At 41.4% G+C, this 23,481-nt stretch carries 20 protein-coding genes; 11 read left to right on the top strand and 9 right to left on the bottom strand.

What is annotated here, in order from left to right; translation table 11 throughout:
• Positions 1–50 precede the first annotated feature (50 nt).
• The 3 genes from IPM34_03925 to IPM34_03915 all read right to left on the bottom strand — a co-directional run bounded on the left by IPM34_03925 (position 51) and on the right by IPM34_03915 (position 2,220).
• Entirely contained in the window at positions 51–1,076 is a 1,026-nt protein-coding gene (locus IPM34_03925; GenBank protein ID MBK8954689.1) for a PorP/SprF family type IX secretion system membrane protein, read from the bottom strand.
• A 74-nt stretch (positions 1,077–1,150) separates the two neighbouring features.
• A complete protein-coding gene (locus IPM34_03920) occupies positions 1,151–1,774 on the bottom strand; it encodes a TIGR04282 family arsenosugar biosynthesis glycosyltransferase (protein ID MBK8954688.1) in 624 nt (207 codons plus the stop codon).
• Positions 1,775–1,785: 11 nt separating this feature from the next.
• Complete coding sequence (locus IPM34_03915; GenBank protein ID MBK8954687.1) at positions 1,786–2,220, bottom strand: DUF4293 domain-containing protein; 435 nt, start codon at positions 2,218–2,220, stop codon at positions 1,786–1,788.
• Positions 2,221–2,298: 78 nt separating this feature from the next.
• On the opposite strand from IPM34_03915, the gene IPM34_03910 reads away from it, so the two are divergent.
• From IPM34_03910 to IPM34_03900, 3 genes are read left to right on the top strand one after another with little or no spacing between them, the layout of a single operon-like run.
• On the top strand, positions 2,299–3,456 hold the full coding sequence (locus tag IPM34_03910; protein ID MBK8954686.1) for an FAD-binding oxidoreductase: 1,158 nt from the start codon (positions 2,299–2,301) through the stop codon (positions 3,454–3,456).
• A gap of 23 nt (positions 3,457–3,479) precedes the next feature.
• The gene (locus IPM34_03905; GenBank protein MBK8954685.1) at positions 3,480–5,249 is read left to right on the top strand and encodes a hypothetical protein; all 1,770 of its coding nucleotides are present in this window, start codon (positions 3,480–3,482) and stop codon (positions 5,247–5,249) included.
• A gap of 20 nt (positions 5,250–5,269) precedes the next feature.
• Complete coding sequence (locus IPM34_03900) at positions 5,270–5,980, top strand: tetratricopeptide repeat protein (GenBank protein ID MBK8954684.1); 711 nt, start codon at positions 5,270–5,272, stop codon at positions 5,978–5,980.
• 30 nt (positions 5,981–6,010) lie between these two features.
• Here IPM34_03900 and rpmA read toward each other — a convergent pair whose 3' ends face one another.
• Together rpmA and rplU are read right to left on the bottom strand one after the other, a co-directional pair.
• Complete coding sequence (gene rpmA / locus IPM34_03895) at positions 6,011–6,259, bottom strand: 50S ribosomal protein L27 (protein MBK8954683.1); 249 nt, start codon at positions 6,257–6,259, stop codon at positions 6,011–6,013.
• 19 nt (positions 6,260–6,278) lie between these two features.
• The gene (rplU, locus tag IPM34_03890) at positions 6,279–6,590 is read right to left on the bottom strand and encodes a 50S ribosomal protein L21 (GenBank protein MBK8954682.1); all 312 of its coding nucleotides are present in this window, start codon (positions 6,588–6,590) and stop codon (positions 6,279–6,281) included.
• A gap of 519 nt (positions 6,591–7,109) precedes the next feature.
• On the opposite strand from rplU, the gene IPM34_03885 reads away from it, so the two are divergent.
• Positions 7,110–9,239, top strand: a complete 2,130-nt coding sequence (locus IPM34_03885) for an elongation factor G (GenBank protein MBK8954681.1) — start codon at positions 7,110–7,112, stop codon at positions 9,237–9,239.
• A gap of 278 nt (positions 9,240–9,517) precedes the next feature.
• Here IPM34_03885 and IPM34_03880 read toward each other — a convergent pair whose 3' ends face one another.
• Positions 9,518–10,897: a hypothetical protein gene (locus tag IPM34_03880; protein ID MBK8954680.1), complete on the bottom strand. Its 1,380-nt coding sequence runs from the start codon at positions 10,895–10,897 to the stop codon at positions 9,518–9,520.
• 51 nt (positions 10,898–10,948) lie between these two features.
• Between IPM34_03880 and IPM34_03875 the strand changes: the two genes are divergently transcribed.
• The 4 genes from IPM34_03875 to IPM34_03860 all read left to right on the top strand — a co-directional run bounded on the left by IPM34_03875 (position 10,949) and on the right by IPM34_03860 (position 15,465).
• Positions 10,949–12,463, top strand: coding sequence for a F0F1 ATP synthase subunit beta (locus tag IPM34_03875; protein MBK8954679.1), 1,515 nt, complete (start codon positions 10,949–10,951; stop codon positions 12,461–12,463).
• Between the two features lies 1 nt (position 12,464).
• Positions 12,465–12,707 (top strand): ATP synthase F1 subunit epsilon, encoded by a 243-nt coding sequence (gene atpC, locus IPM34_03870; GenBank protein ID MBK8954678.1) that lies wholly within the window; start codon positions 12,465–12,467, stop codon positions 12,705–12,707.
• Between the two features lie 115 nt (positions 12,708–12,822).
• The gene (locus IPM34_03865; GenBank protein MBK8954677.1) at positions 12,823–13,767 is read left to right on the top strand and encodes a lytic transglycosylase domain-containing protein; all 945 of its coding nucleotides are present in this window, start codon (positions 12,823–12,825) and stop codon (positions 13,765–13,767) included.
• A gap of 171 nt (positions 13,768–13,938) precedes the next feature.
• Positions 13,939–15,465 carry a GH3 auxin-responsive promoter family protein gene (locus IPM34_03860; GenBank protein ID MBK8954676.1) on the top strand — a complete coding sequence of 509 codons (1,527 nt, stop codon included), beginning with the start codon at positions 13,939–13,941 and terminating at the stop codon, positions 15,463–15,465.
• 469 nt (positions 15,466–15,934) lie between these two features.
• Here IPM34_03860 and IPM34_03855 read toward each other — a convergent pair whose 3' ends face one another.
• From IPM34_03855 to IPM34_03845, 3 genes are all read right to left on the bottom strand, one after another.
• Positions 15,935–17,332: an efflux RND transporter periplasmic adaptor subunit gene (locus IPM34_03855; GenBank protein ID MBK8954675.1), complete on the bottom strand. Its 1,398-nt coding sequence runs from the start codon at positions 17,330–17,332 to the stop codon at positions 15,935–15,937.
• A gap of 36 nt (positions 17,333–17,368) precedes the next feature.
• The gene (locus IPM34_03850) at positions 17,369–18,796 is read right to left on the bottom strand and encodes a TolC family protein (protein MBK8954674.1); all 1,428 of its coding nucleotides are present in this window, start codon (positions 18,794–18,796) and stop codon (positions 17,369–17,371) included.
• A 103-nt stretch (positions 18,797–18,899) separates the two neighbouring features.
• Positions 18,900–20,153 carry a DUF5103 domain-containing protein gene (locus IPM34_03845; GenBank protein MBK8954673.1) on the bottom strand — a complete coding sequence of 418 codons (1,254 nt, stop codon included), beginning with the start codon at positions 20,151–20,153 and terminating at the stop codon, positions 18,900–18,902.
• Between the two features lie 241 nt (positions 20,154–20,394).
• On the opposite strand from IPM34_03845, the gene IPM34_03840 reads away from it, so the two are divergent.
• The 3 genes from IPM34_03840 (at position 20,395) to IPM34_03830 (ending at position 23,472) form a co-directional block, all read left to right on the top strand.
• A complete protein-coding gene (locus tag IPM34_03840) occupies positions 20,395–20,820 on the top strand; it encodes a BrxA/BrxB family bacilliredoxin (protein MBK8954672.1) in 426 nt (141 codons plus the stop codon).
• The gene (locus IPM34_03835; protein ID MBK8954671.1) at positions 20,817–21,434 is read left to right on the top strand and encodes a hypothetical protein; all 618 of its coding nucleotides are present in this window, start codon (positions 20,817–20,819) and stop codon (positions 21,432–21,434) included. The genes IPM34_03840 and IPM34_03835 overlap by 4 nt, the downstream gene beginning before the upstream one ends.
• A gap of 151 nt (positions 21,435–21,585) precedes the next feature.
• Positions 21,586–23,472 carry a type IIA DNA topoisomerase subunit B gene (locus tag IPM34_03830; protein MBK8954670.1) on the top strand — a complete coding sequence of 629 codons (1,887 nt, stop codon included), beginning with the start codon at positions 21,586–21,588 and terminating at the stop codon, positions 23,470–23,472.
• Positions 23,473–23,481 lie beyond the last annotated feature (9 nt).

Raw genomic sequence — 23,481 nt, 5'->3', positions numbered from 1 at the left:
TTACCTGAATGAAAATTTAACATGATCGCGTACTGAAATGAAGCCCTTTATTAAAAACGTGGACAAAATACTTTTGGTTTCGGATTTGGTTTTTTGACAATCGCGCCTGTATAGCTGATGCCGATTTCAAGTGCTCCGAATCCTGCAGGATCCTTGGCATCTTTAAGATCGCCGAGAGTCTGATCGTAACCAATTTGCGCCTTTATTTTTCCATATTCCATTCCGGCCATAATTTGCAAAGCATCGCCAAAACGATAACCCAAACCGGCGTTCAAACGTACTTTTTTCTCGACATCGTATAAATAACTCAGCATGCACTGACCGATCGTTTCCTTATTTTTTTCAAGGCTCCTGAAATAGACAGTGGGAATGACATCAATTTTTTCATTCAGGTGGTATTGGAGTGAACTGTGCACATTGAGCAACATTCCCAATTTATCGCCACCTGATCCCAAAACGCTCACCGTGGGTTTGTTGAGATGGTTCAAAGCAAATCCAACCTTCAGTCCGTGTTTCTTGACACTGACAGGCACACTCAGAGCCAGGCCGGCAGAAAGGTCCTTAAAGCTGCCCTTCCCCTGTTGCAATTTCTGAAGATCCTGTGAACTGCTGCTTCCAGATTGAAGCTGATCGTAAAAAATTGCTTTCTCCGGATTTTTAGTTTCAAAGCTAATGCTCCCAAACTGTGCACCCAAAGCCAGGTCACCTCCAGCCATAGCGAAATGGTAAGCACCGGAAGCCAGGAATCCTCCTTTACCTATATTGATGTCGCCCGAACGATCATCGAAAAAACTAATACCCAAAGAGGTCCAGTCTTTTTTTCTGAATGCAAATCCAAAATTGACGTCAATGGTAATGTATGGGGTCTTGAAGTCGGCAGTAAATCCACTGGGCGAAACAGATTGATCTCTGTATATACCACTAATCCTGTAAGTGCCATTGAAATTTCCGGTCTGGCCGGGATTGATTAAGGCAGGTGTGAACTCAAATTGGGTAAAGTGCAGGTCCTGTGCATGCAAATTCCCGAGACAAGAAAATCCAAGGACGAATACAAAAATCTTTAGTGATAATTTCATGCAAAAATCTTTAAAGCCGAAAGATACAGAAACTCCCTGCTCATTCCATAAAAAGCTTGTTCCCTTCATTTATTTTAACGTTTTGATCCAGGGCTGTTGTACTGCAGGTAAAACTGCCAGTCCGCCAGGGTATCGATATCCCACAACATCCTCAAAACGGAAGTTTTTAATCCCAGCTTGGTGGCGATCCGGGCTGTTAAGCCAAAAACATTTGGCTGGCTCCATTCCCGGTTTAACAACAACTCCGGATGTGAATTTTTGGAGCCGATCAGATAAAATCCGCCATCGCCTGCCGGGCCTAAAACAAGATCACTATTCTCCAAATCCTTTCCAGCCCGAATCAGGTCTTCCGATTTTAAATAGGGGCAATCGCTTCCAATAATCATTGCGGAATCATGTACCGCAAGTATCTCTTCAAATGCATGCAGCATTCTGGATCCTAAATCAACACCGCTTTGTGCTTTTTTGGTATATATGTTTGAACTCCACAAATCCTGATCAGCGATAAAATCACTGTAATACAGATATTTGGGTCCATCATAGACATTGCATACGGTTGCTGTAATTCTTTGTAATGCTTCATAAACATGGCAAGCATTTTCGTCAGATGATTGGGATGCAATTCTTGTCTTAACCCTTCCGGGAACAAGATTTTTGACAAAGATTACAAGAGCGGTTTTAGAAACAATTCCATCCAATTTCTATCTTTTTAACGCAGTCTGTCCATTGATTTTATCAGTGTATCATCTTTTCGGATCGATCTTGTGGCCAACCAGCAGAGAAACAAACCGAGGCCAGACAGCCAAAGACCCATTCCTGGTTCAAACTGATTTATTTTTCCCGCTTTGTTGATGATGTAAAAAGGGATCCCGATACCCATGATCATTTGAATAAGGCTGGAAACTGCTACCAATAAGATTTGCATGACCCGCTCGTTATAGAGAAAGATAGCAATTAGTGCCAAAATGCCCGAAACTCCTGAACCAATCAATACTACATAACTTTCACTGCAGAAATAGATTTTATCTGCAAAAACAGACAATCCTTCCGTTGGGGTGCTTGCCAACTCCATACCTGGTTTCCATTGCGCCAAAAAGCAAACTCCGGCCAAGAACAACCATAGTGTTTGAATGCGTTGAATCATAATTAATTTTGGGTCGAAAATACTTATTCCCATCGAGACCTATCGGTTTCCGGCAATGAAATCGCGTATTTTTGCGGGATGGAATCGCTGAGTTATTGGGAAAAGAAGCATTTTTTTGAAAATGTCGACATCGCAATTATTGGAGCCGGCTTGGTGGGCCTTTCAACCGGCATTTCATTGCTTGAAAAAAATCCTGAACTCAACATTCTGATTCTCGACAGAGGTATTTTCCCTCTCGGGGCCAGTACAAGAAACGCAGGTTTTGCCTGCTTTGGAAGTGCGGGAGAATTGTTGGATGACCTAAAAGACAGGCCAGCAGAGGATGTTTTTGATTTATTTGCAAAAAGATACCAGGGCATCCAAAAATTAATCCGGAGAATTCCAACCTCCGGAATGGACTACCGGCCAGATGGCGGCTTTGAGTTGGTTTTAAATACAGATCAAACGAACATAACACAAGCCTTACTGGAAAATTTAAATCAAGGAATTGAAGCCCTGACCGGTTTGAAAAATTATTTCTATTTTAAAAATGAGCAGCTCAAAGAATTTAATCTTAAAGGATTTGAAGCCATCATTTGCAATGATTGGGAAGCATGCATTGACCCGGTCAAAACTTTAGAAAGTTTAAATGGACTTTTTCGGACACTCGGCGGTAAAATTCTTTACGGGACAGGAATTGCAAGGTGGACTGAACACCCGGATTCGGTTGAAATATTGCTTCAAAATGACCTCCGTTTTGAAAGCAAGTTATTATGCTTTTGCACCAACGGATTTACAAAACAGTTGTTTCCTGAAATTGAAGTACAGGCCGCAAGGAATGCTGTGCTTATTATAAAACCGGATCTGGATTTAAAAATCCGGGGATGTTTTCATGTTGACAGAGGATTCATTTACTTCCGGGAAATCGACAAACACTTGTTGATCGGTGGAGGCCGGCATTGGGATCTAAATAATGAATTCACAACGGAGTTTCTGATAAATAAGCAAATTGAAAAAAAATTACTTGAATTTGCCGAAACACATATTCTGAATGGTACAGATTATCGTTATGTTCAACATTGGACAGGAATAATGGGATTGGGTCCCGAAAAGAAACCCATCATAAACATGATTACCAGGCATACGGGGATAGCTGTCAGAATGGGCGGCATGGGTGTGGCTCTGGCAAGTCTCGCCGGAGAAGAAGCTTCGCATATGTTGTTGAACCAATTAAACCAAATCAAAGCCTTAACCTAAGGATGCATTACTTCAAATTTTTTTTGGCAACCATTCTGATTTTGGCTAACAATTGTTTGCAAGCGCAGCAATTGGATACTACCGACCGAAAAGTACAGGTGATTCATGCAGATGTTTTTCGGTTTGAGAGGTACCGCGGAAGAGAATTGCAATATTTGTCAAAAGATGTACTGGTCAAACACAGGGGTAGTTATTTGCTTTGCGATTCAGCAATGATCGATTCCAACAAAGTGACCGCCATGGGCCATGTGCGCATCATCGAAGGAGACAGCCTCCAGCTTTTTGGCGACAGTTTGTATTACGATGGAGACAAACGCCTTGCCAATTTCAAAGGAAATATTGTACTTAAACACAAGGACCAGCAACTATTTACCGAAGCCATAGAGTACGATTTAAATTCCCGCATTTCAAATTATCAGAGCGGCGGAATTCTGTATTCAGAACAAGCAAAATTGAGAAGTAAAAAAGGATATTACCACGCCAAAACTGGAGAAGCTTTTTTCAAAGACAGCGTAGTTGTTTTACTTCAAGACCGTATGAAATTGCTTTCTGATACTTTGCTGTATCAGACTCGCGAAAAAAAAGTTGTATTTATAGGACCTACGCTTATCGAACAGGATTCCCTTCAAATTTATACCGATCAGGGATATTACCTGACCGAGCAACAAAAATCTTATTTCGGAAATTCACCCAGATACATCAAAGGTTCTCAACGTGCAGATGCACGACATATCTATCACGATGCTTTAAATAAAGTAGTCACGCTCGTTGGTCAGGCAAACATCAAAGACGAAACACAGGAAGCCAAAGCAGACAGTATCATTTTCAATGAAGCCAATGGCGACGTCTTGCTTTATGAAAATGCCTTTTATAAAGAGGGAGAGCGGATTTTGGAAGGTCAGATCATCGAATACAACAGATATACAAAATCTTTAAAAGTTCGAGGGAATCCGCGCGTTCTCGAATCCGGAAGAGAAATTCAGGCATCCAGTTTAAAATACGATGGCAAAAAGGATTTAGGCACGGCCAATGGCGCCGTTGTGGTAACTGATACCGCTGAAGGCTACAGCATTGTCTGCGATTCATTCAGTTACAGTAAAAGTCGTAAAATGTTTTCGGCTATCGGACGCCACAGAAGGCCCTATTTTGTAATTCTTTTCGACAACGATTCTTTGTACCTGGCAGCCGACAGTTTATTTTCGGAACAACTAAAAATGGGTTCAGACAGTTTCCAGACCATCAGCGCCTGGGGGAAGGTAAAGATCTGGAGTGAACAATTGCGCGGCACATGTGATTCGTTATACTTCTCCGGGCAAGACTCCACTTTCTATTTGTACGATCATCCTGTCATGTGGTCAGACAGTTCACAAATGACCGGAGATACCATTCGATTAGTTCTTCAAAATAAGTCCATGAAAGATTTTTACCTGTCGCCAAATGGCTTCATCATCAACCGCGAGTTTGAAGTGATCGATAATCAAATCAAAGGGAGATCCATTCAAGGTCATTTTGAACATAAAAAAATTGAATACATGTATGTTGAAGGCAATGCCGAATCAGTTTATTTTATTAAAGATGGGGAGGATGCCTTTTTAGGAACCAATATTATTCAGTGCAGCCAAATGAAATTTCAATTTAATGAAGATAAAAAAGTTGATTTCATCGATTTCTTTATAAAACCTCAAGGCCAAATTTTACCCTTAAGTGAAGGAAAGAAAAAATTTCTGGAAGGTTATTCACCCAGATATCAGGAAAAACCGGAATCATTGGAAGCTATTATAAAATGGAATTGAACTTGTTTAGATATTTTCATATGCTGCTGTTTATATCATTCAGTTTGAGCTGTATGGGAAATTCTGCCATGCAATGGTATCTCGAAGGAAAATATAAAGATGCACTTTCCGAATTTTCAAGTCTCGAATTAAAAGGCAATAAAAATAAAGAGTTGTATTTCAATATGGGGATGTGTCATCGCAATCTTGGAGCTCACATTCAGGCTATCTATTATTTTGAAAAATCTTTGAAGTATGATCCCAAATGTGTGGATTGCATTGAAATGCGAAAAGCAACACAAAAATCATTAGGTATTGAGACCTTTGAATTACCGGGAAACAAAATGTCGGATGTATATTTTAATTTACTTTATTCGTTTTATCCGCTTGGTTGGATTTTTACCGCGGCTGTTATTTTTAGTATAGGGATTTATTTGAAATACTTCACTCCATTACCCGATTTCCTGTTTCGATTGCGCAAATTAAAATTGGTTTTTTTTGCGATTGGTTTTATTGGATTGTTATTGGCCATGCACCGGGAATATTTATTGAACAGCACAAATGAATTTCTTTTGATGGAAAAATGCAGTTTGAAAAAATCGCCGGATGGGATGAGTCCGGATTTATACGATCTGAAACCCGGCACCAAATTGGTGAAATCCATGCAAATAGGCGATTGGATAAAAGTTCAAACCCCTGAATACGATTTGGGATGGGTGCCTGCAGGAAAACTCAAAGTGATTTCACTTTGACAGCCCATCAAGATAACTGATCAGTGAAAATTAAAGAACCTCAACAACGGTTCTGTCCTGGCGTGTCTTTTTATAGGTAACCGTGCCCGGTTTTAATGCGAATAAGGTAAAATCTTTACCAATCCCCACATTTTGCCCCGGATGGAATCTCGTTCCTCTCTGACGAACAATGATATTGCCAGCGATGGCTTGCTGGCCCCCGAATAATTTGATACCCAGGCGTTTGCTGTTACTATCGCGACCGTTACTCGTACTACCTTCCCCTTTTTTATGTGCCATGGCTTGAGAAATTTATGGATTAAGCTTGAATAGATTCGATTTCAATTTGGGTAAAACTCTGGCGGTGGCCATTCTTTTTTTCGTAACCCTTTCTTCTTTTCTTTTTATAAACGATCAGTTTGTCGCCTTTTACATGATCCAGAACTTTAGCGGAGATCTGTGCACCCTGAACGACCGGTGTGCCCACCGTTGTTTGATCGCCATTGATCAGCATCAAAACCTGGTCTAAATTGATCTTGGCACCACGGTCAGCATCCAGTCTGTGCACAAAAAGTTTTTGACCGGAACTGCATTTGAATTGTTGCCCTGCGATGTTCACTATTGCTATCATATACCTGAGGTCTTTAAAAATGGACTGCAAAAATATATAAAATCAGTTAATCGGAACAATAAAAATAAAGTACCGGGATGGAATCCGGCTTTATATAAAAAAATTTTATATCTATTATTTATTCATTATCAATATTATAAATTACATTTATGCCAATCTTGTTTCACAAAAACCTTAAAAAATTCACACATTTTTTACACAACCTGGCATTGAACTCATTTGTAATTGGTTTAAAATAGCTTAAACAAACCAAATCAGGAACCAATACCTCTAATATCAGGTCTCGACTTCTTCTTACTCATTTTGCGATTGAGGAGATCAGATTCCATAATTTTTAATCGCATCGGTTCAAAATTGAATTGTTTTTTATTTGAAAGCTTTTACCAGACTTTCTGTAATTCAGGGAGATATACAATAAAACTGATTATCATTTAAAAATAATTAGCGAATAATTTTTTTTAGTTTGAGCAAATCAAATAACTTGTTGCAATCTAATTTGAAAACCATAAAATAAAAGGTATGAGCCAGGATCCCAAACACATCAGGAATGTCGTTTTGCTGGGCCACTCTCACAGTGGCAAAACCAGCCTGATTGAAAGCATGTTATACGAAGCCAAAGCCATTACGCGCAGGGGAACGGTGGAAGCAGGAAATACGGTTTCTGATTTTTCAGACATAGAACAGGAGCGCAAATCCAGTTTATTCAGTAAGTTGATGCACGTAAGCTGGAAAGAATCAAAAATCAATATCATCGATACGCCCGGTTCCGATGATTTTGTGGGAGAAACGATGTCTTCCATGAAAGTAGCTGACCTGGGATTAATGGTCATCAATGCTGCACATGGAGTCGAGGTTGGTACAGAACTGATCTGGGAGTATGCCGATAAATTTCATCTCCCGATGTTTTTTGTGATGAACCAATGCGATCACGAAAAAGCCGATTTTGACTCTTCGCTCGAGCAGGCTCGGGATCGATTTGGCAATAAATTAATTCCTTTTCAATTTCCTGTCAATCCCGGTACCTCTTTCAATTGCATCGTCGATGCTTTGAGGATGGTTATGTACGAATTCTCTGCAGACGGAGGTAAACCACAGAAAAAAGATATCCCGGACGAACACATGACAAGAGCAAAAGAATTGCACAACGCTATTGTTGAAGCCGCTGCAGAAAATGACGATACCTTGATGGACCATTACTTCGCTACCGGTACGCTGGAAGAATCGGAATTGGCAGATGGTCTTCGAAAAGGTATTGCAGCCCGTAGTATTTTCCCGGTCTTTTGTGCCAGTGCCGTTAAAAATATGGGCAGCGGACGCATCATGGGTTTTATCAATGACGTTTGTCCTTCTCCGGCAGACAGGCCTCCTGCTAAACTAACCAATGGTGAGCTGGCGGTGAATGCAAATGGACCTGCGGTAGTTTTCATTTATAAGACGATGAGCGAACCCAAAGTCGGTAAAGTATCGTACTTCAAAGTTTACAGCGGAAAAATCAAAACCGGTGACGAGCTGGTAAATAATTCTAACCGCAACTCCGAGAGACTCAATCAGATTTTTGTTTCCAACGGTAAAACAAGAGAGGCCGTATCTGAGCTGGTAGCTGGCGATCTTGGAGTCGTTGTTAAACTAAGAGACAGCCACACCAACAACACACTGAGTGTGAAAGGACAAGACGTACAGGTAGAACCCATTCCTTTTCCAGAACCCAGAATCCGCGTTGCGATTTCAACCGATAATAAAAACGATCTTGAAAAACTGATCAAGGCCGTTCACGATATTCAGGAAGAAGATCCAACTCTGATCCTCGAACAGTCTCAAAGATTAAAACAAAACATCCTGCATGGACAGGGCCAATTGCATCTCGACCTGTTAAAATACCGGATCGAAAAACTGCACAATCTGCATATCGAATATCTCAAGCCGAGAATTCCTTATCTGGAAACTATTACCAAAGCATCAGACACCAGCTACAGGCATAAAAAACAATCGGGTGGTGCCGGACAATTTGCGGAGGTCCACATGCGGGTAGAACCCTGGCACGAGGGAATTGGAGACCCTGCCGGGCTCACTGTACGCAACAGGGAAAGCGAAGAACTGCCCTGGGGAGGAAAACTCGCCTTTTACTGGTGCATCGTTGGGGGTTCTATCGATACAAAATTCTCAACGGCCATTAAAAAGGGAATCATGAATAAGATGATCGAAGGTCCGCTCACCGGATCATATTGCACCGACATCCGCGTTTCCGTTTTCGATGGCAAAATGCACCCGGTCGACAGCAACGATATGGCTTTCCAAATAGCAGGTACCATGGCCTTCAAAGATTCATTCCATACCGCGGCTCCACAGATTCTTGAGCCGGTTTATGAACTCGAAATCCTTTGTCAGGATGACGCCATGGGCGATATCATGGGCGATTTGCAAACAAGAAGAGCCATCATTCTGGGAATGGATTCCGAAGGACACTATAAAAAAATCAAAGCGAAAGTTCCACTGTCTGAAATGCACAACTACTCATCGAGCCTGCGATCTATGACACAGGGCCGTGCCAAGTTTTCATTGCATTTCAACGAATATGCACCGGTCACACCAGATATCCAGCAAAGACTGATCAGTGAATATAAAGCAACCACGAAGGATTCGGAGGAATAGCGAAAAGCCAAAAGAGTAAAGAGTAAAGAGAATAGAGAAATTATATGAACTAACGAACGTTTGTTAGTTTACATCTAACATCTAACATCTAACATCTGATCCCGGCATATTCAAGTTTTTGCTCACTAAAAATACCCCTCACATCGGGACTGAGAACTGAGAACTGAGAACTGTTAACTGAGAACTGTGAACTGAGAACTGAGAACTGTTAACTGAGAACTGTTAACTGAGAATTGAGAACTGAGAACTGAGAACTGCTAACTGTTAGCTGTTAACTGTTAACTTCCAACCCTGATCCACTTCCGGAATCGGATGACCTGTTCAAAATTCAACTCTTCATTGATATAAAAGCGGCAGGACTCGGGCAATTGTCCGATGAATTCTGAATTTGGATTAATTTTAAAGGCAGACATTTGCCAGAACACATCCATGTCGTATTTTTTTTGAATCGAGGGTATTTCCGCTAAAGCCACCAGAGCCCGGCAGATTTGATCAGACCAGAAGTGACGTGGATGCCGGCTGGCCTTGTAAAATGCTTCCAGATCAATTTTATCCTTTGATGTATCGAGCCAATATTGACAACAGGAATTGAAGGAATGAAAGTCCATACCGAAGCTCAGTTGTTCTACCGGGAAATTCTCAGTGAGTTGATGGTTCCGAACCAGCCATTTGAAGAAATGATTCCTGAGTTCAGTTTGGGGATAAAATCTGAACACCTTTACAAAATCTGATTCCAATTGATGTTGCTTCAGATATTCGAATACCTGATTCTCTGCCTTTGCTTCTAGAATCAGATCCGGTGAAATATTTGACCAAATCCATTCCTGGGATAATTGGTTCTGCGTTTTTCCCGGGAGTTCAAACCTAAAAGAGGAGAGTTGTCCGGTATTCAGTTTGCTTGTGAATTCCTGAAGATGAAAAACATAAAATTCCCGATCAGATAAAAGAAGCAGGTTTAGATACAGGGCCTGCGAAGTCTGGCTTTTGGACCGGGAGAGCAGATCCAGTAATAAATTGTCTGATTCCCGGTAACTTGTGATTATACATTCCAGGAATTTTCTTTTATCCTCTTCATTCAAATTTGAAAAGCGGTCGATCAGATACTGAAGTGCCTGATCCGGATGGAGATCCCTCAGCATTTCAAATGCAGTTTTTCTTTGAACCTTCAATTTGTATGAAAGTGGGTCTTTCCATTTTAATTCGTCGAAAAGTGCAAACTCACCAAAATTTGCAGCTAATATATTTCCTCTGGGCCCCAACACCTTGCTGATAAGTACAGCCTGGTCCGGGTTTTTTGAAAAATGCCTCATAACCATAGTCAGGACATTTGCCGGCAATACCTTCCCTTTCTTTTTCAATAATATGGCCCACTCGATGACTAATTCCGGAAATCCATTTTCCAAAGACTCCTCAATAAGCTTCTGAATGCCGGGTAAAACCCATTGGTCGTCGGGCTTCAGAATTTGCAGTGGATCTAATTTTTTAACAGCCGCTGCTTTGTAAAGCAGTCCTGCCTCCATAAGTCTTTCTGAAAAACGGCTCAAATCGTCTGGCTCCGTTCCATCCCTGAGCATGGAACCCAGATCCCCAAATATGTCGACCGGGTTCTGGTATAAATGACTTGTCAAGGCTTTGTCAATGTTTTTGATAGTAGGCAAAGATGTACATATATTTGCGCGTCTTTTAAAAAATCATAGAAAAAATTCGTTATGGCAAACGTAGGTCGCGTATCGCAAATCATTGGTCCTGTTGTGGATGTGAGTTTTTCAGCAGAAGGGTCTCATCTTCCCGAAATTTACAGCGCACTCTGCATTAAAAGGCAGGGAAAGGAAGATCTCATCCTCGAAGTTCAACAGCACCTTGGCGAAGACAGCGTCAGGGCCATTGCCATGGATTCAACTGACGGCCTTACCAGGGGCGCTGAGGTCGTGGATCTTGGCGAAACCATTTCGATGCCCGTTGGCGAAGATATCAAAGGAAGATTGTTCAATGTAGTGGGCCAAAGTATAGACGGATTGAAAACCGTTGAAAAGAAACAAGCTTATTCCATACATAAAAAGCCACCTACCTACGAAGATCTTTCTACAGAAACAGAGGTCCTTTTTACCGGGATCAAGGTCATTGACCTGATTGAACCCTATGCGAAAGGAGGAAAGATCGGATTGTTTGGTGGTGCTGGGGTAGGTAAAACGGTATTGATCCAGGAATTGATCAACAACATCGCCAAAGGATATGGCGGCTTGTCGGTATTTGCCGGTGTTGGAGAAAGAACCCGCGAAGGAAATGACCTTTTGAGGGAGATGATCGAAGCCGGAATTATCAAATACGGCGAAGAATTCAAACACAGCATGGAAGCCGGAGGCTGGGATTTGAGCAAAGTGGATATGGAAGGCTTGAGAGATTCCAAAGCAACATTTATTTTCGGACAGATGAACGAACCTCCCGGAGCCCGCGCACGTGTAGCCTTATCGGGATTGACTGTAGCCGAATATTTCCGCGACGGTGATTTAAATGATCCGGCTGGTGGAAAAGACATCTTATTTTTTATCGATAATATATTCCGGTTCACTCAGGCAGGTTCTGAGGTATCGGCATTGTTGGGTCGTATGCCTTCAGCGGTAGGATACCAACCTACACTGGCGACAGAAATGGGCTTGATGCAGGAACGGATCACCTCAACAAAAAGAGGATCGATTACTTCTGTTCAGGCGGTTTACGTCCCCGCAGATGACCTTACCGACCCAGCACCGGCTACTACTTTTGCGCATCTCGATGCCACAACTGTATTGAGCCGTAAAATCGCTGCCCTTGGTATTTACCCTGCAGTAGATCCCCTGGACTCTACCTCACGGATTTTGGATCCCCTGGTTATCGGAGAATTGCATTACAATACTGCCCAGCGCGTAAAAGGAATATTGCAACGTTATAATGAATTGCTGGACATCATCGCCATCCTTGGTATGGAGGAACTTTCAGAAGAAGATAAACTGGTTGTCCATCGCGCCAGGAGAGTTCAGCGTTTCTTGTCTCAACCCTTCCACGTGGCAGAGCAGTTTACCGGTTTGAAAGGGGTATTTGTTCCAATCGAAGAAACCATTCGCGGCTTCAATATGATCATGGATGGGGAAGTCGATGAGTATCCGGAAGCAGCATTCAACCTTGTTGGAACCATAGACGATGCGATCGAAAAAGGTAAAAAATTGCTGGCAGAAGCTAATAATTAAAATGAAGGTTTACATTCTTACTCCGACCAGTCAGCTGTTTGAAGGCGACGCAAAATCCGTTAAAGTACCCGGTACCCAGGGCCAGTTTGAAATTTTGGAAAAACATGCACCTGTTGTATCTTCGCTTACGGTTGGAACAGTGCAGGTGACTGATAGCAAAGGAGAAAAACACCAGTTTGCGATCACTAAAGGATTTGTGGAAGTTCTTCAAAATGAAGTAAACGTTCTGGTAAGACAAGCATAAACTTTTATCCCTGAAATTCATTGAAACGAAGCCCTGATGTCTGACATTGGGGCTTTTATAATTAAAATAACCCGTATCCAACGGTGTGTTGATTATTTTTACAAATTGAATATATTTGAATAAATTAGTAATCCGTTTCATTACTATGCATAGAATTCTAAAACCTAAATTAATCTTCTTTACATTCGGGCTTTTGGCAGGAGGATTTATGGTTTGGATTTTGGCATCCTCCCATGATACCCCCTTCAATAACCGGTATGACCCTCTTCCTCAAACCATACATGCTGTTAAACTGGCTTCCAGTTATGAATTAGCCGGAGAAGCATTGCCTATGGATTATTTTGATGTGACAGAAAGGCTGGAAAGAGAAATGTTGATCAACACCTATTACCACAGTTCCACATTGCTTCATATAAAATTGGCCCTGCGATTTTTTCCTCTGTTTGAAAGAATTATGAAGGAAGAAGGAATTCCCCAGGATTTAAAATATTTGGCCGTGGCAGAAAGCTCCCTGCGAAATGCAGTCTCCTCTGCCGGAGCCAAAGGGATCTGGCAATTCCGTGAAGAAGCCGCAAAAGAACTCAATCTGGAAGTAACAGCCTACGTCGATGAACGCAACGATCCCGAAAAAGCCACAAGGGCGGCTTGCCAGTATCTCAAAAAGCTTAAAGAACGGTTTGGCTCCTGGATCCTTGCCACCGCAGCATACAATATGGGTCCAACCGCTTTGCAACGGGCCATGGACGAACAAAAAGAAAGCAACTACTTCGATCTGAATTTAAGTGAGGAAACGAATCGCTATGTTTTCCGCATCATCGCCATTAAGGAGATCATGAAGAATCCCGAAAAATTTGGATTTTTTCTCCATAAAAATGAAATGTATCCTCCTTTAAATGCTTTCCAGCTTGTCAGTGTCAGCGAAGGTTTGCCCAGTCTTGCAGATTTCGCGCACGAACACAACATTACCTACCGTCAACTTAAATTATACAATCCCTGGTTGATGAAAGCCGAACTTCCGAATCCAACCAAAAAAGAATACCAGCTTAAAATTCCCAAATAAGCAGGTTTATTGGTCCATAATTGCTTGTATGCACTGCAATCCAGAGTTTAGGCTTGAATTAAAACAAACCCGGGTAATGCTAAGCCAAGTGGCCTTTAGTTTCCTGGCTGATGGAGTGGCTTAAAAGACGCGTTGATTGCTTACTTTTGCTGAAAATCGGGCTGACGACAAATGAGCAAACTCTTTAATGTGTTGTGGAGTCAGTATTTAAAACTCCATCGAGCGCAAATGAAATCATTCATGGAGCGCCCTGTCGAAGCGCAACAGAAAGAACTAAGAAAAATCATCAAAGCCAGCGCGAAAACCGAATGGGGAAATAAATATGGATTTGACCGCTTTAAAAAACCTTCCGACTGGAAGACAATCCTCCCGGTTCAGGATTACGACACGGTAAAGGATGACATCCACCGGATGATGCGGGGCGAAAAAAATGTATTGTGGCCCGGACGCGTAAAATATTATGCCAAATCATCCGGCACAACCAGCGATAAAAGCAAATACATTCCAGTGACGGATGTCAATCACCGGAATTGCCATTCAAAAGGAGGATGGCGCCTGGTGGTGAGTATGTTCGACAACATTAAAGATCCCAGAATTTTCGAAGGAAAAAGTATCTTGTTGGCAGGCAGTTCGAGTAACCGGTTGCCCGAGTTTCCAGGAAGTGTCGTTGGCGATGTTTCAGCCATTATTTATCAGCGCTTACATCCTATTGTGCTCAACCGGCTGTATCCTTCAAGTGAAATTGCTTTGCTTGAGGATTTTGAAAAAAAACTGGATATTATTGCTAAAAGCAGTCATTCAACAGATGTCAGACTCATTGCAGGAACACCTACCTGGGCTATCGTTTTGTTTAAAAAACTATTGGATTACACCGGAAAAAACAACATTCTGGAAATCTGGCCCCACATGCAGGCGTTTGTGCATGGAGCTGTGAGTTTTGTACCCTACCGCGAACCCTTTAAAGATTTTTTTCCTTCTTCTGAATTCACCTACATCGAAACATACAACGCCTCGGAAGGTTATTTTGCGGTACAATCCGATACATCCAGCGATGATATGCTTTTGTTACTCGACAACGGTATATTTTATGAATTCATTCCCATGGATGAATGGGAAAATGAAAATCCCAAAACTTTATTACTCGAAGAAGTTGAATTGGAAAAAAATTACGCGATGGTCATCACAACCAATTCAGGATTGTTCAGATACAAAATTGGAGATACGGTAAAATTTACTTCCATATTTCCATTTAAGATCAAGATCACCGGCCGCACCAAACAATTCATCAATGTTTTTGGGGAAGAAGTCATGGTTTCCAATACAGATGCAGCGCTCTCCGCTACATGCAAAATTCACGGTGCTCAAGTTGCAGAATATACTGTAGCACCTGTTTTTCTGAGTGCCTCCGGAAAAGGAGGCCACGAGTGGCTCATCGAATTTGAAACAGCCCCTAAAGACATTCCCCTGTTTGCTGAAACGCTCGATCAGGAATTAAAAAAAGTAAACTCGGATTACGAAGCTAAAAGATTTCACGACCTGGCTCTTGAATCTTTGAAATTAAATACAGCACCACCGGGCACTTTTTTTCAGTGGATGAAAAAGAAAAATAAAATTGGCGCTCAACAAAAAGTTCCCCGGCTTTCCAATCAACGCACATTCCTGGAGGAGTTGCTGGATATGATGAGAACCGGAAGTTGATGGGGGAAGGTTTTTTCGACGTTTAGACTTTTCGACTTTTCGACTTTTCGACTTTTAGGCTTTTAGGCTTTTAGGCTTTTAGGCTTTTAGGCTTTTAGGCTTTTAGGCTTTTAGGCTTTTAGGCTTTTAGGCTTTTAGGCTTTTAGGCTTTTAGGCTTTTAGAAATGAACAACAGATCTAAACCGATTGTTTGCAAATCAATTGGAATTTTAAGTTAAAAGTTCATAACAAGGTAATGATTCATATTTACTAACGAACGTTAGCTTCTCATTGTCCATTAACCATTATCCCAATCTCTGCATTAGAATTGAAAATATACTATATATTGTTGATTATCAATATATAATTTCCAATCTATTGCAATAGAAAGGTGATTTACAAAAACCCTAAACAAAGCTTTTCGCTTATTGCTTTAAGCTAAAAAACTGGATTACATTGCATGAATTGGGATTATTCATTATCCATTTTCCTATTCTTCTTCTTTTTTCTTTTTCTCTTCCTTTTTCTGATGTACTTTTTTTCCGCTCTTTAATTTCTTGGAGAGGGCAACATAGGGTCCGGTCACAACCAGATCTGATTCTTCCAATCCACTTTTGATCTCGATGTATTCAACATCCTGAATGCCGGTGGTGACATCCACACGGGCAACTGTATCGTTTTTGACGACAAATACAGCTTCGCGAAACTGCCTGGATTTTTGTTCTTCTTCCTGATTTAATTTGGGATCGTACTTTTCCTGAGCACGTTTGGCTTTTTCCTTGTTTTTTTGTTCATCAGGATCATAGGCAACGACACATTGAATAGGAATGCTGATGACCTGTTCCACTATGGCCGTTTTAATTTCTACAGTTGCAGACATTCCGGGTCGAAATGGCGTTCTTCCGCCTTCGCTGAGGTCCTGATATCCCGATTTATCGATGCGCACTTTGACAATGTATTTGGACACCTGATCGGTTGATAAATTGTTTCCGCCAATTGATGTGATGTTGGAAGCAGAGTTGGACACTTCTGTCACCTTGCCTTTGAATTTCCGGTTGGAGTACGCATCTACCTCAATATCGGCATCGTCACCTGTTTTTACTCTGACGATATCGTTTTCGCTGACTTCTACCTGAACTTCCATGGCATGTAAATCGGCAATGCGCATCAATTCGGTTCCGCTCATTTGCATAGTCCCTACTACACGTTCGCCTTTTTCGACATTCAACTTCGAAATAATCCCGCCGGCAGGAGCTTTGATGATGGTTCTTCCCAGATTGGTACGTTGCTCCTTTAAAACCGCTTCTGCATCTTTTACCTGGAAACCTGCAGCTTCAGAAGTTTTCGTAGCATTTTTTAATGCGGTCTCCGCGTTTTTAAATCCGATTTCGAGGTTTTTCAAATTCGTTTCCGATAATTCAAAATCTGCCTGCGAAATGATGCCTTCCTTGTAAAGATCTTTGTTGCGATCGTGAACTTTCCGGGCATTATCCACTTGCAATTTGGCCTGATTCAACAATTGGCGCGCACTTTCGATACTGATACTGCTTGCTCCGGCTTGTGTCCTTGCAACATTTACGCCGGCGGTACTTCTCTCCACTGCTGATTGGTATGCGTCAGCATTCACACGAGCAAGGATCTGTCCTGCTTTCACGCTGTCGCCCTCCTTTACATAAAGTTCAATCACTTCCCCAGAAACATCGGAAGAAATTTTAATCTCCGTTTCCGGAAATATTTTGCCGCTCGCAGAAACGGTTTCCACTATCGTCCTTTTTTCCACTTTTTCAAAAGTGACTTCTTCTCCCTTCGGTTTATTTTTGGCTTTGAAATAAGCAGCCAGAATCAACACCGGAATTAATACCAGGATGACCCAGGTATACCATTTCATATTTTTAAAGTTGAACATTTTTTTCGATTTATATTGTTAGAGTTCTATTCTTTTTCCTGCGTAATAATCGAGTAATTTCTGTTTGAATACGAGATCGTATTTTGCGATCAACAAATTAATTTCCGATGTTTGAAGATTGGCCTGTGAAACATTGAGTTCAAATGCACTGGCTGCGCCAATCTGAAATTTTTTACTGGTTTTATCGAATGCTGATTTGCCTGCTTCAAATGATTTCATGGCGGCTTCGCGTTCTTTAATAGCTGCTTTGACGTTTGCGATCGCCGTAATTAAATTTTGATCGAGATTTATTCTTTTCTGCTGCACATCCAATTCTGTAAGCTTCGTCGTTAGCTTAGCTTTTTTTAACCCGGATTGATTGTTGTAGTTTTTATAAATCGGAATAGAAACGGAAACGCCAACACCATATCCTAAAAACTGATCGAACTGGGTTTGAAAAGGAATCACTTCGGTTCCAGAAATTACCGGATAATCCTGCTCAAATTTTACTGACTGATCATCGATGCGCACTCCGGGTATCAACAATCTCTCAGTTGTATATGAGGTCGGTCGGATTGCAGCATCTGAAAACCTCGAACCAATACTTGCACTCGCATAAACAGAAGGGTACAACAAAGCCCTCGCCATTTTCTCACCCAGCCTTGCAGCTTCCAGTCTGTTTTTAGCGGCTCTTAATGAAGCTTGCTGCTCTTCGGCTTTGGGTATGATCTCTTTGAAACTGTAAATTTCCAATTGGATTTTATCCAACTGTTCATCCGATAATTTGGCCAACTGCATCTTTGTTTCCGGATCTATGCGCATGGCCTGCTTCAACTGTAACCAGGCCAACTCCAAAGCATTTTGTGCGAGAACTACAGTTTGTTCTGCACGCGCAACCTGACTTTTAATTTCAAGCGCATCAGCTTCTGGTTTCACACCTGCTTTAATGAGTTTTTCAATTTGATCCAGTTGTAGTTGCTGAACTTCCACTGATCTGCCAGCGACTTCGAGTCTTTCATCTGCAAGCAATACATTGAGGTAAAAACTGGCTATACTTAGGCTGAGATCGTTAAGCACCTGATTGTAATCTTCTTTTGAAGCGTTCAGATTGAGTTTACTTTGTTTAATTGAATTTCTGATCAGCCCACTTTGAAATAACACCACTGAACTCGACAAATTATAATTGGAATACAAGATGTCTTCCGTAGTAAATGAATTTGTTGTAGGATCGACGTTTCTCCCAAAACTGATCCCTCCGTTAAGTCCGGCTGAAAGGTCGGGAAACTGTTGGTGTTTACTGGTTTTAAAATCCAATTCGGCCATTTGAACTGCGATCTGGCTTTGCTGCAGCCCAATGTTGTTTTTCATGGCATGCTCGATGCATTGCACGAGATTCCAATTAGGTTGTGCCTGTGCGATCTGCACCAGGATAAGCAGACCTATGCAGCTTAATATTTTGTAGTTCATAGTACAATATTAAAGATTGTTTAAAATGGGTTCCAGAGCTTTCGAGCTATTAACTAAAATTTCAGACAAAAAGCCCGTATATCAGGACGGATGAGAACAGTCCTCAGTAATTTGAATTGTAAAATCCTGCAAACATCAGCCGATCAGACCTGCTTCCAAAGGGCCTGTAATAAACGAGTACAACATAATTGTTTTCCGTTTCGTACCAATCCCCTTCAAGAGCCTGAGTTTCAGCCTGTCCTTCATCATTTTTTAAAGCATATACATAATTGTAATACCCCAGTTTCAGCAAAAACTGTCCCATATATGCTTTCCGGCTTTCGTCGTATTCCATTCTGAAATCTTCCCGAAGCTGCCAATCGCTTACTGCTCCATAGAGGTAAACAGCTTCATCAAACTCGTATCCGGTTTTAAGAATAAAATGCATCCAGGCATAATCGGATTCCGTATCGGGTCTCAATACATCTCTGTTCAGGATCAGAAATTTTCCGTTGATATCTGTTTCCGTGTAATAAGATTTTCCTTCTCTGATCCCATCGGGAATGAGCCAGGCGTGATATCCATCTTCTTTTTCATCCCAATACTGGATATCGGGAGTCCGGGATATCAAGGTGCGAATGTCCTTAAATCTGAACTCTTTTTTTGCCGGAAATATAAAATCATCAGGTCGGGTGAATCGAAAAGCATTACCGGTATAAAAATTTGCATCTTTTCTTTCGATCAGGGTGTTGTAGTCCCCATTTTGCATAACCTGAACAAACATTTCCAAACCGTTATTGGCCACTGGAGTTTCACCAGTTTGAATTTCCAATTCCATTGAATGATGGCTTCTGCGGTTTTCTATTTGCAAGGGATTGATAAATTCAACAGTGGCATTGAAAACCTGTTCTGTAAGGTAAAACCTTCGGGTGAACAACACTTGCTTTTGACGGTTGTAAATACAAATTAAATAGTTTCCGCTTAATAAGAAATTCTGGCTTGCTACCTGGATCTGGTAATGGACAAAAGGCACTTTTGTATTCCTGGATGTTTCGTAACGGAATATTTGCTCTTCCTGAAATCCTTTCAGGTATTCTTCAGGTCGGAGATCTTCCTGTTGCCAGTTTTTACCAAAATGAAAAAAACTATAGTATAAATCTTCAGCAGAAGGAATTAAAAAATCAAACTTCAATTGCAAGGCTTCCGCTTTATTCAAATTCATAAAGGCAATGCTTTCCTTCTCTGGATAAGACTTGAAAAAAAATATACTTTTGATCCGATCGTCGTAAACAGTATCGCTGGCTGGTAAATCAAATGATTCCATTTGCGCATACGAGGATGTCGGCCTTACAATAAGACCAAACAGAACAACCATCACCAGCTTCCAATTTGAAGAACAAAGCATGAACACAAACAACGCAATTCCAGATTAAAAATTTTATAAAATCATCTTATCTGCAACACTCAAAGATTATTGGAATTGAATTCATGTAAATCTACCGGATTTTACAATCTATCATCTTTAGCGTCTGGCTAAATCCGGGCATAAAGCCTGAAAATTCAAGCTTAAATTCAACAAAACCGGAGTTTTTGCGTTTTGTAGGTCTAAATCAGATAAAATGTATCCACAGGAACTCGTTTTGCCAATGACCCGAGAGCTTACCCAGCTTGGATTCCAATCTCTGGTGAATGCCGACGAAGTAAAAAAGGCACTGGACCAAAATTCCGGAACAACGCTGCTGGTCATTAATTCCGTTTGTGGCTGTGCGGCAGCAAATGCAAGACCCGGAGTCCGGGTGGCTCTTCAAATGGGGCCGAAACCGGATCAACTGATTACAGTTTTTGCGGGTGTCGACAGGGAAGCTGTTCAAATAGCCAGGGAGTATTTATTGCCTTATCCACCCTCCTCTCCTGCAATTGCATTGTTTAAAGAAGGTCAATTGGTCCATATGCTGGAAAGACATCATATTGAAGGACGTTCGGCTCAAATGATAGCCGAAAACCTTGCCGCAGCCTTTGCAAATTATTGTACCGTCAACGCATGAAAAGTCAGATCATCTCAATTTTTATCAGTCTGCTTCTGAGTACAGTTTGTGCCGGAATGGTCGCCAACAAGGATAGCTTGGACAAACCTTCCATCAAATACAGTAAAAAGGAATGGCAGAAGGAATCCAATGACTTAAAATCTTTCGATAAGCAGATCAAGGAATGGAAAAAAGCCGTAAAAAAACCGAATCCCGATTATCTGAATACATTGTACAGCCGGCTCATGACAAGCTTGTATAAAGAACATAACGAATTGAGTACCAGGATATCAGGAAGAAGTAAAAAAATGCATCCCGGCCAAAGGCATCATGGTAAAGACAGTCTCAGGGATTCAGAAAAGCCAAAAGTATATAATCCGGAGCTCAAAGACCAGCCTGAAAGGCTAAGCAAAGATCAAATAATGAAACAGAAAGCGGAGTCTGATTACCTCAGTCTGTACATTACCCTGGTGAAAGCAGAATCCAATCTTCTGATGAAATTTAAAAATGTGGAGCCCTTTGGACCCGATACTAAGTCTACGGTCTATATGGCTATTTCAGAGGACCTTAACCAGTTTAAAACCCACATGAAAGCGGAATTGGATTATATGAAAGCTGAGACTGCAAAGAAATAAGGGCATTACAGACCTATTCTGCATTTCGCTTACATCTTCATTTTTAAAATTCCGGAGTTCACAGATTAAAGTCCCAAAGCTTTCCAAGACAATCAAATTATTATTTTATTTAATATGTTAGTACCTTTGGCTCACTAATTCAGATTGCATTATGGCTCAGGCTCACAGTTATACGGAAGAAAACATCAAGTCGCTGGATTGGAAGGAGCACATCCGCCTTCGTCCGGGGATGTACATTGGCAAATTGGGAGATGGAAGCCATATAGACGATGGTATTTACATATTGCTCAAAGAGGTAATTGACAACTGTATTGATGAATATGTTATGGGCTATGGGCGCGAAATCGATATTGAAATTCAGGACGGGATAGCCAAAGTGCGCGATTACGGCAGAGGAATTCCACTCGGTAAAGTGATTGAATGCGTGTCGCAAATCAATACGGGGGGTAAATACGACAGCAAGGCATTTAAAAAATCGGTTGGTCTGAACGGCGTAGGTACCAAAGCCGTGAATGCCTTGTCGAATTACTTTAAAGTGACATCCATCAGGGATGGAAAATGCAAGACCGCAGAATTCGAAAGAGGAAAATTGCTCAAAGAATACAACTTAAAAAATACCGAAGAGGTCAATGGAACTGAAATTGAATTCCGTGCCGACGACAAGATTTTTCCGAAATTCAGGTATGTTCAGGAATTTATTGAAAGCCGGATATGGCATTATGCGTATTTGAATGCCGGATTACGGATCAATTACAATGGAAGAACATACGTTTCAAAAAACGGGCTTAAGGATATGCTCGAGCGCCGAACCGATGGCGAGCATCTGAATTATCCCATCATTCACTTGAAAGGAGAAGACATCGAGTGCGTACTCACACATGGTAGTCAGTATGGAGAACAATACTACAGTTTTGTCAATGGCCAATACACTTCACAAGGAGGAACCCATTTGAATTTTTTCAGAGAAGCCGTTGTGAAAACGCTTCGCGATTTTTATAAAAAAGATTTTGATTCGCGGGATATACACACAGGTGCGATCGGAGCCATTTCGGTAAGAATTGAGGAACCGGTCTTTGAATCGCAAACCAAAACCAAATTGGGATCCACCACGATCAGTCCGGAAGGATCTTCACTTCGGTCCTTCATCGTTGATTTTGTTTCCAAAGAATTGGATCTTTTTCTTCATCAAAACCAGGAGACCGCCAAAGAACTGCAAAGCCGTATCCTGCAATCCGAACGGGAACGCAAAGAAATTGCAGGAATCAAAAAACTTGCCAACCAGCGGGCCAAGAAAGCCAACCTTCACAATAAAAAATTAAGAGATTGCCGATATCATTTATCCGATAATAAAATTAAACCCGAGATTTCTGAAGCAACGACTCTATTCATTACCGAAGGGGATTCTGCGAGTGGCTCCATAACTAAAGCGAGAAATCCGGAGCTGCAGGCTGTTTTCAGTTTACGTGGTAAACCGCTGAATTGTTTTGGGCTCACTAAAAAGATTGTTTATGAAAATGAGGAATTGAATCTTCTGCAACATGCACTCGATATCGAAGAAGATATTGCCAATTTACGATTCAATAAAGTGGTTATTGCCACAGATGCCGATGTAGATGGAATGCACATCCGCTTGCTCTTGCTGACGTTTTTTCTTCAATTCTTTCCCGAACTGGTTCGCAACGGACATTTGTTCATTCTGGAAACACCCTTGTTTCGTGTGCGCGACAAACAACATACATATTACTGCTATTCAGAAAAAGAAAAAAGGGAAGCCATTCAAAAACTCCGCGGCAAACCCGAGATTACCCGATTCAAAGGACTGGGAGAGATCAGCCCCGACGAATTTTCAGGATTCATAGGCGAAAATATCCGCCTGGAGCCTGTCGTTCTCAACGAAGATTCCCACATTGAAAAAGTATTGGAATATTACATGGGCAAAAATACTTCCGAGCGACAGGATTTTATCATCGAAAATCTGAGAACAGATCTGGATCAGCTGGTGGAAGTGGAAGCCGAAAACGGAAATGCTGTAATATAGTTGTTGGTT

It is taken from the genome of Saprospiraceae bacterium (genome assembly GCA_016716185.1).
Lineage (GTDB): Bacteria > Bacteroidota > Bacteroidia > Chitinophagales > Saprospiraceae > Vicinibacter.
The sequence above is the reverse complement of the archived record's forward strand: the minus strand, read 5'-3'. Positions and strand labels throughout refer to the sequence as shown.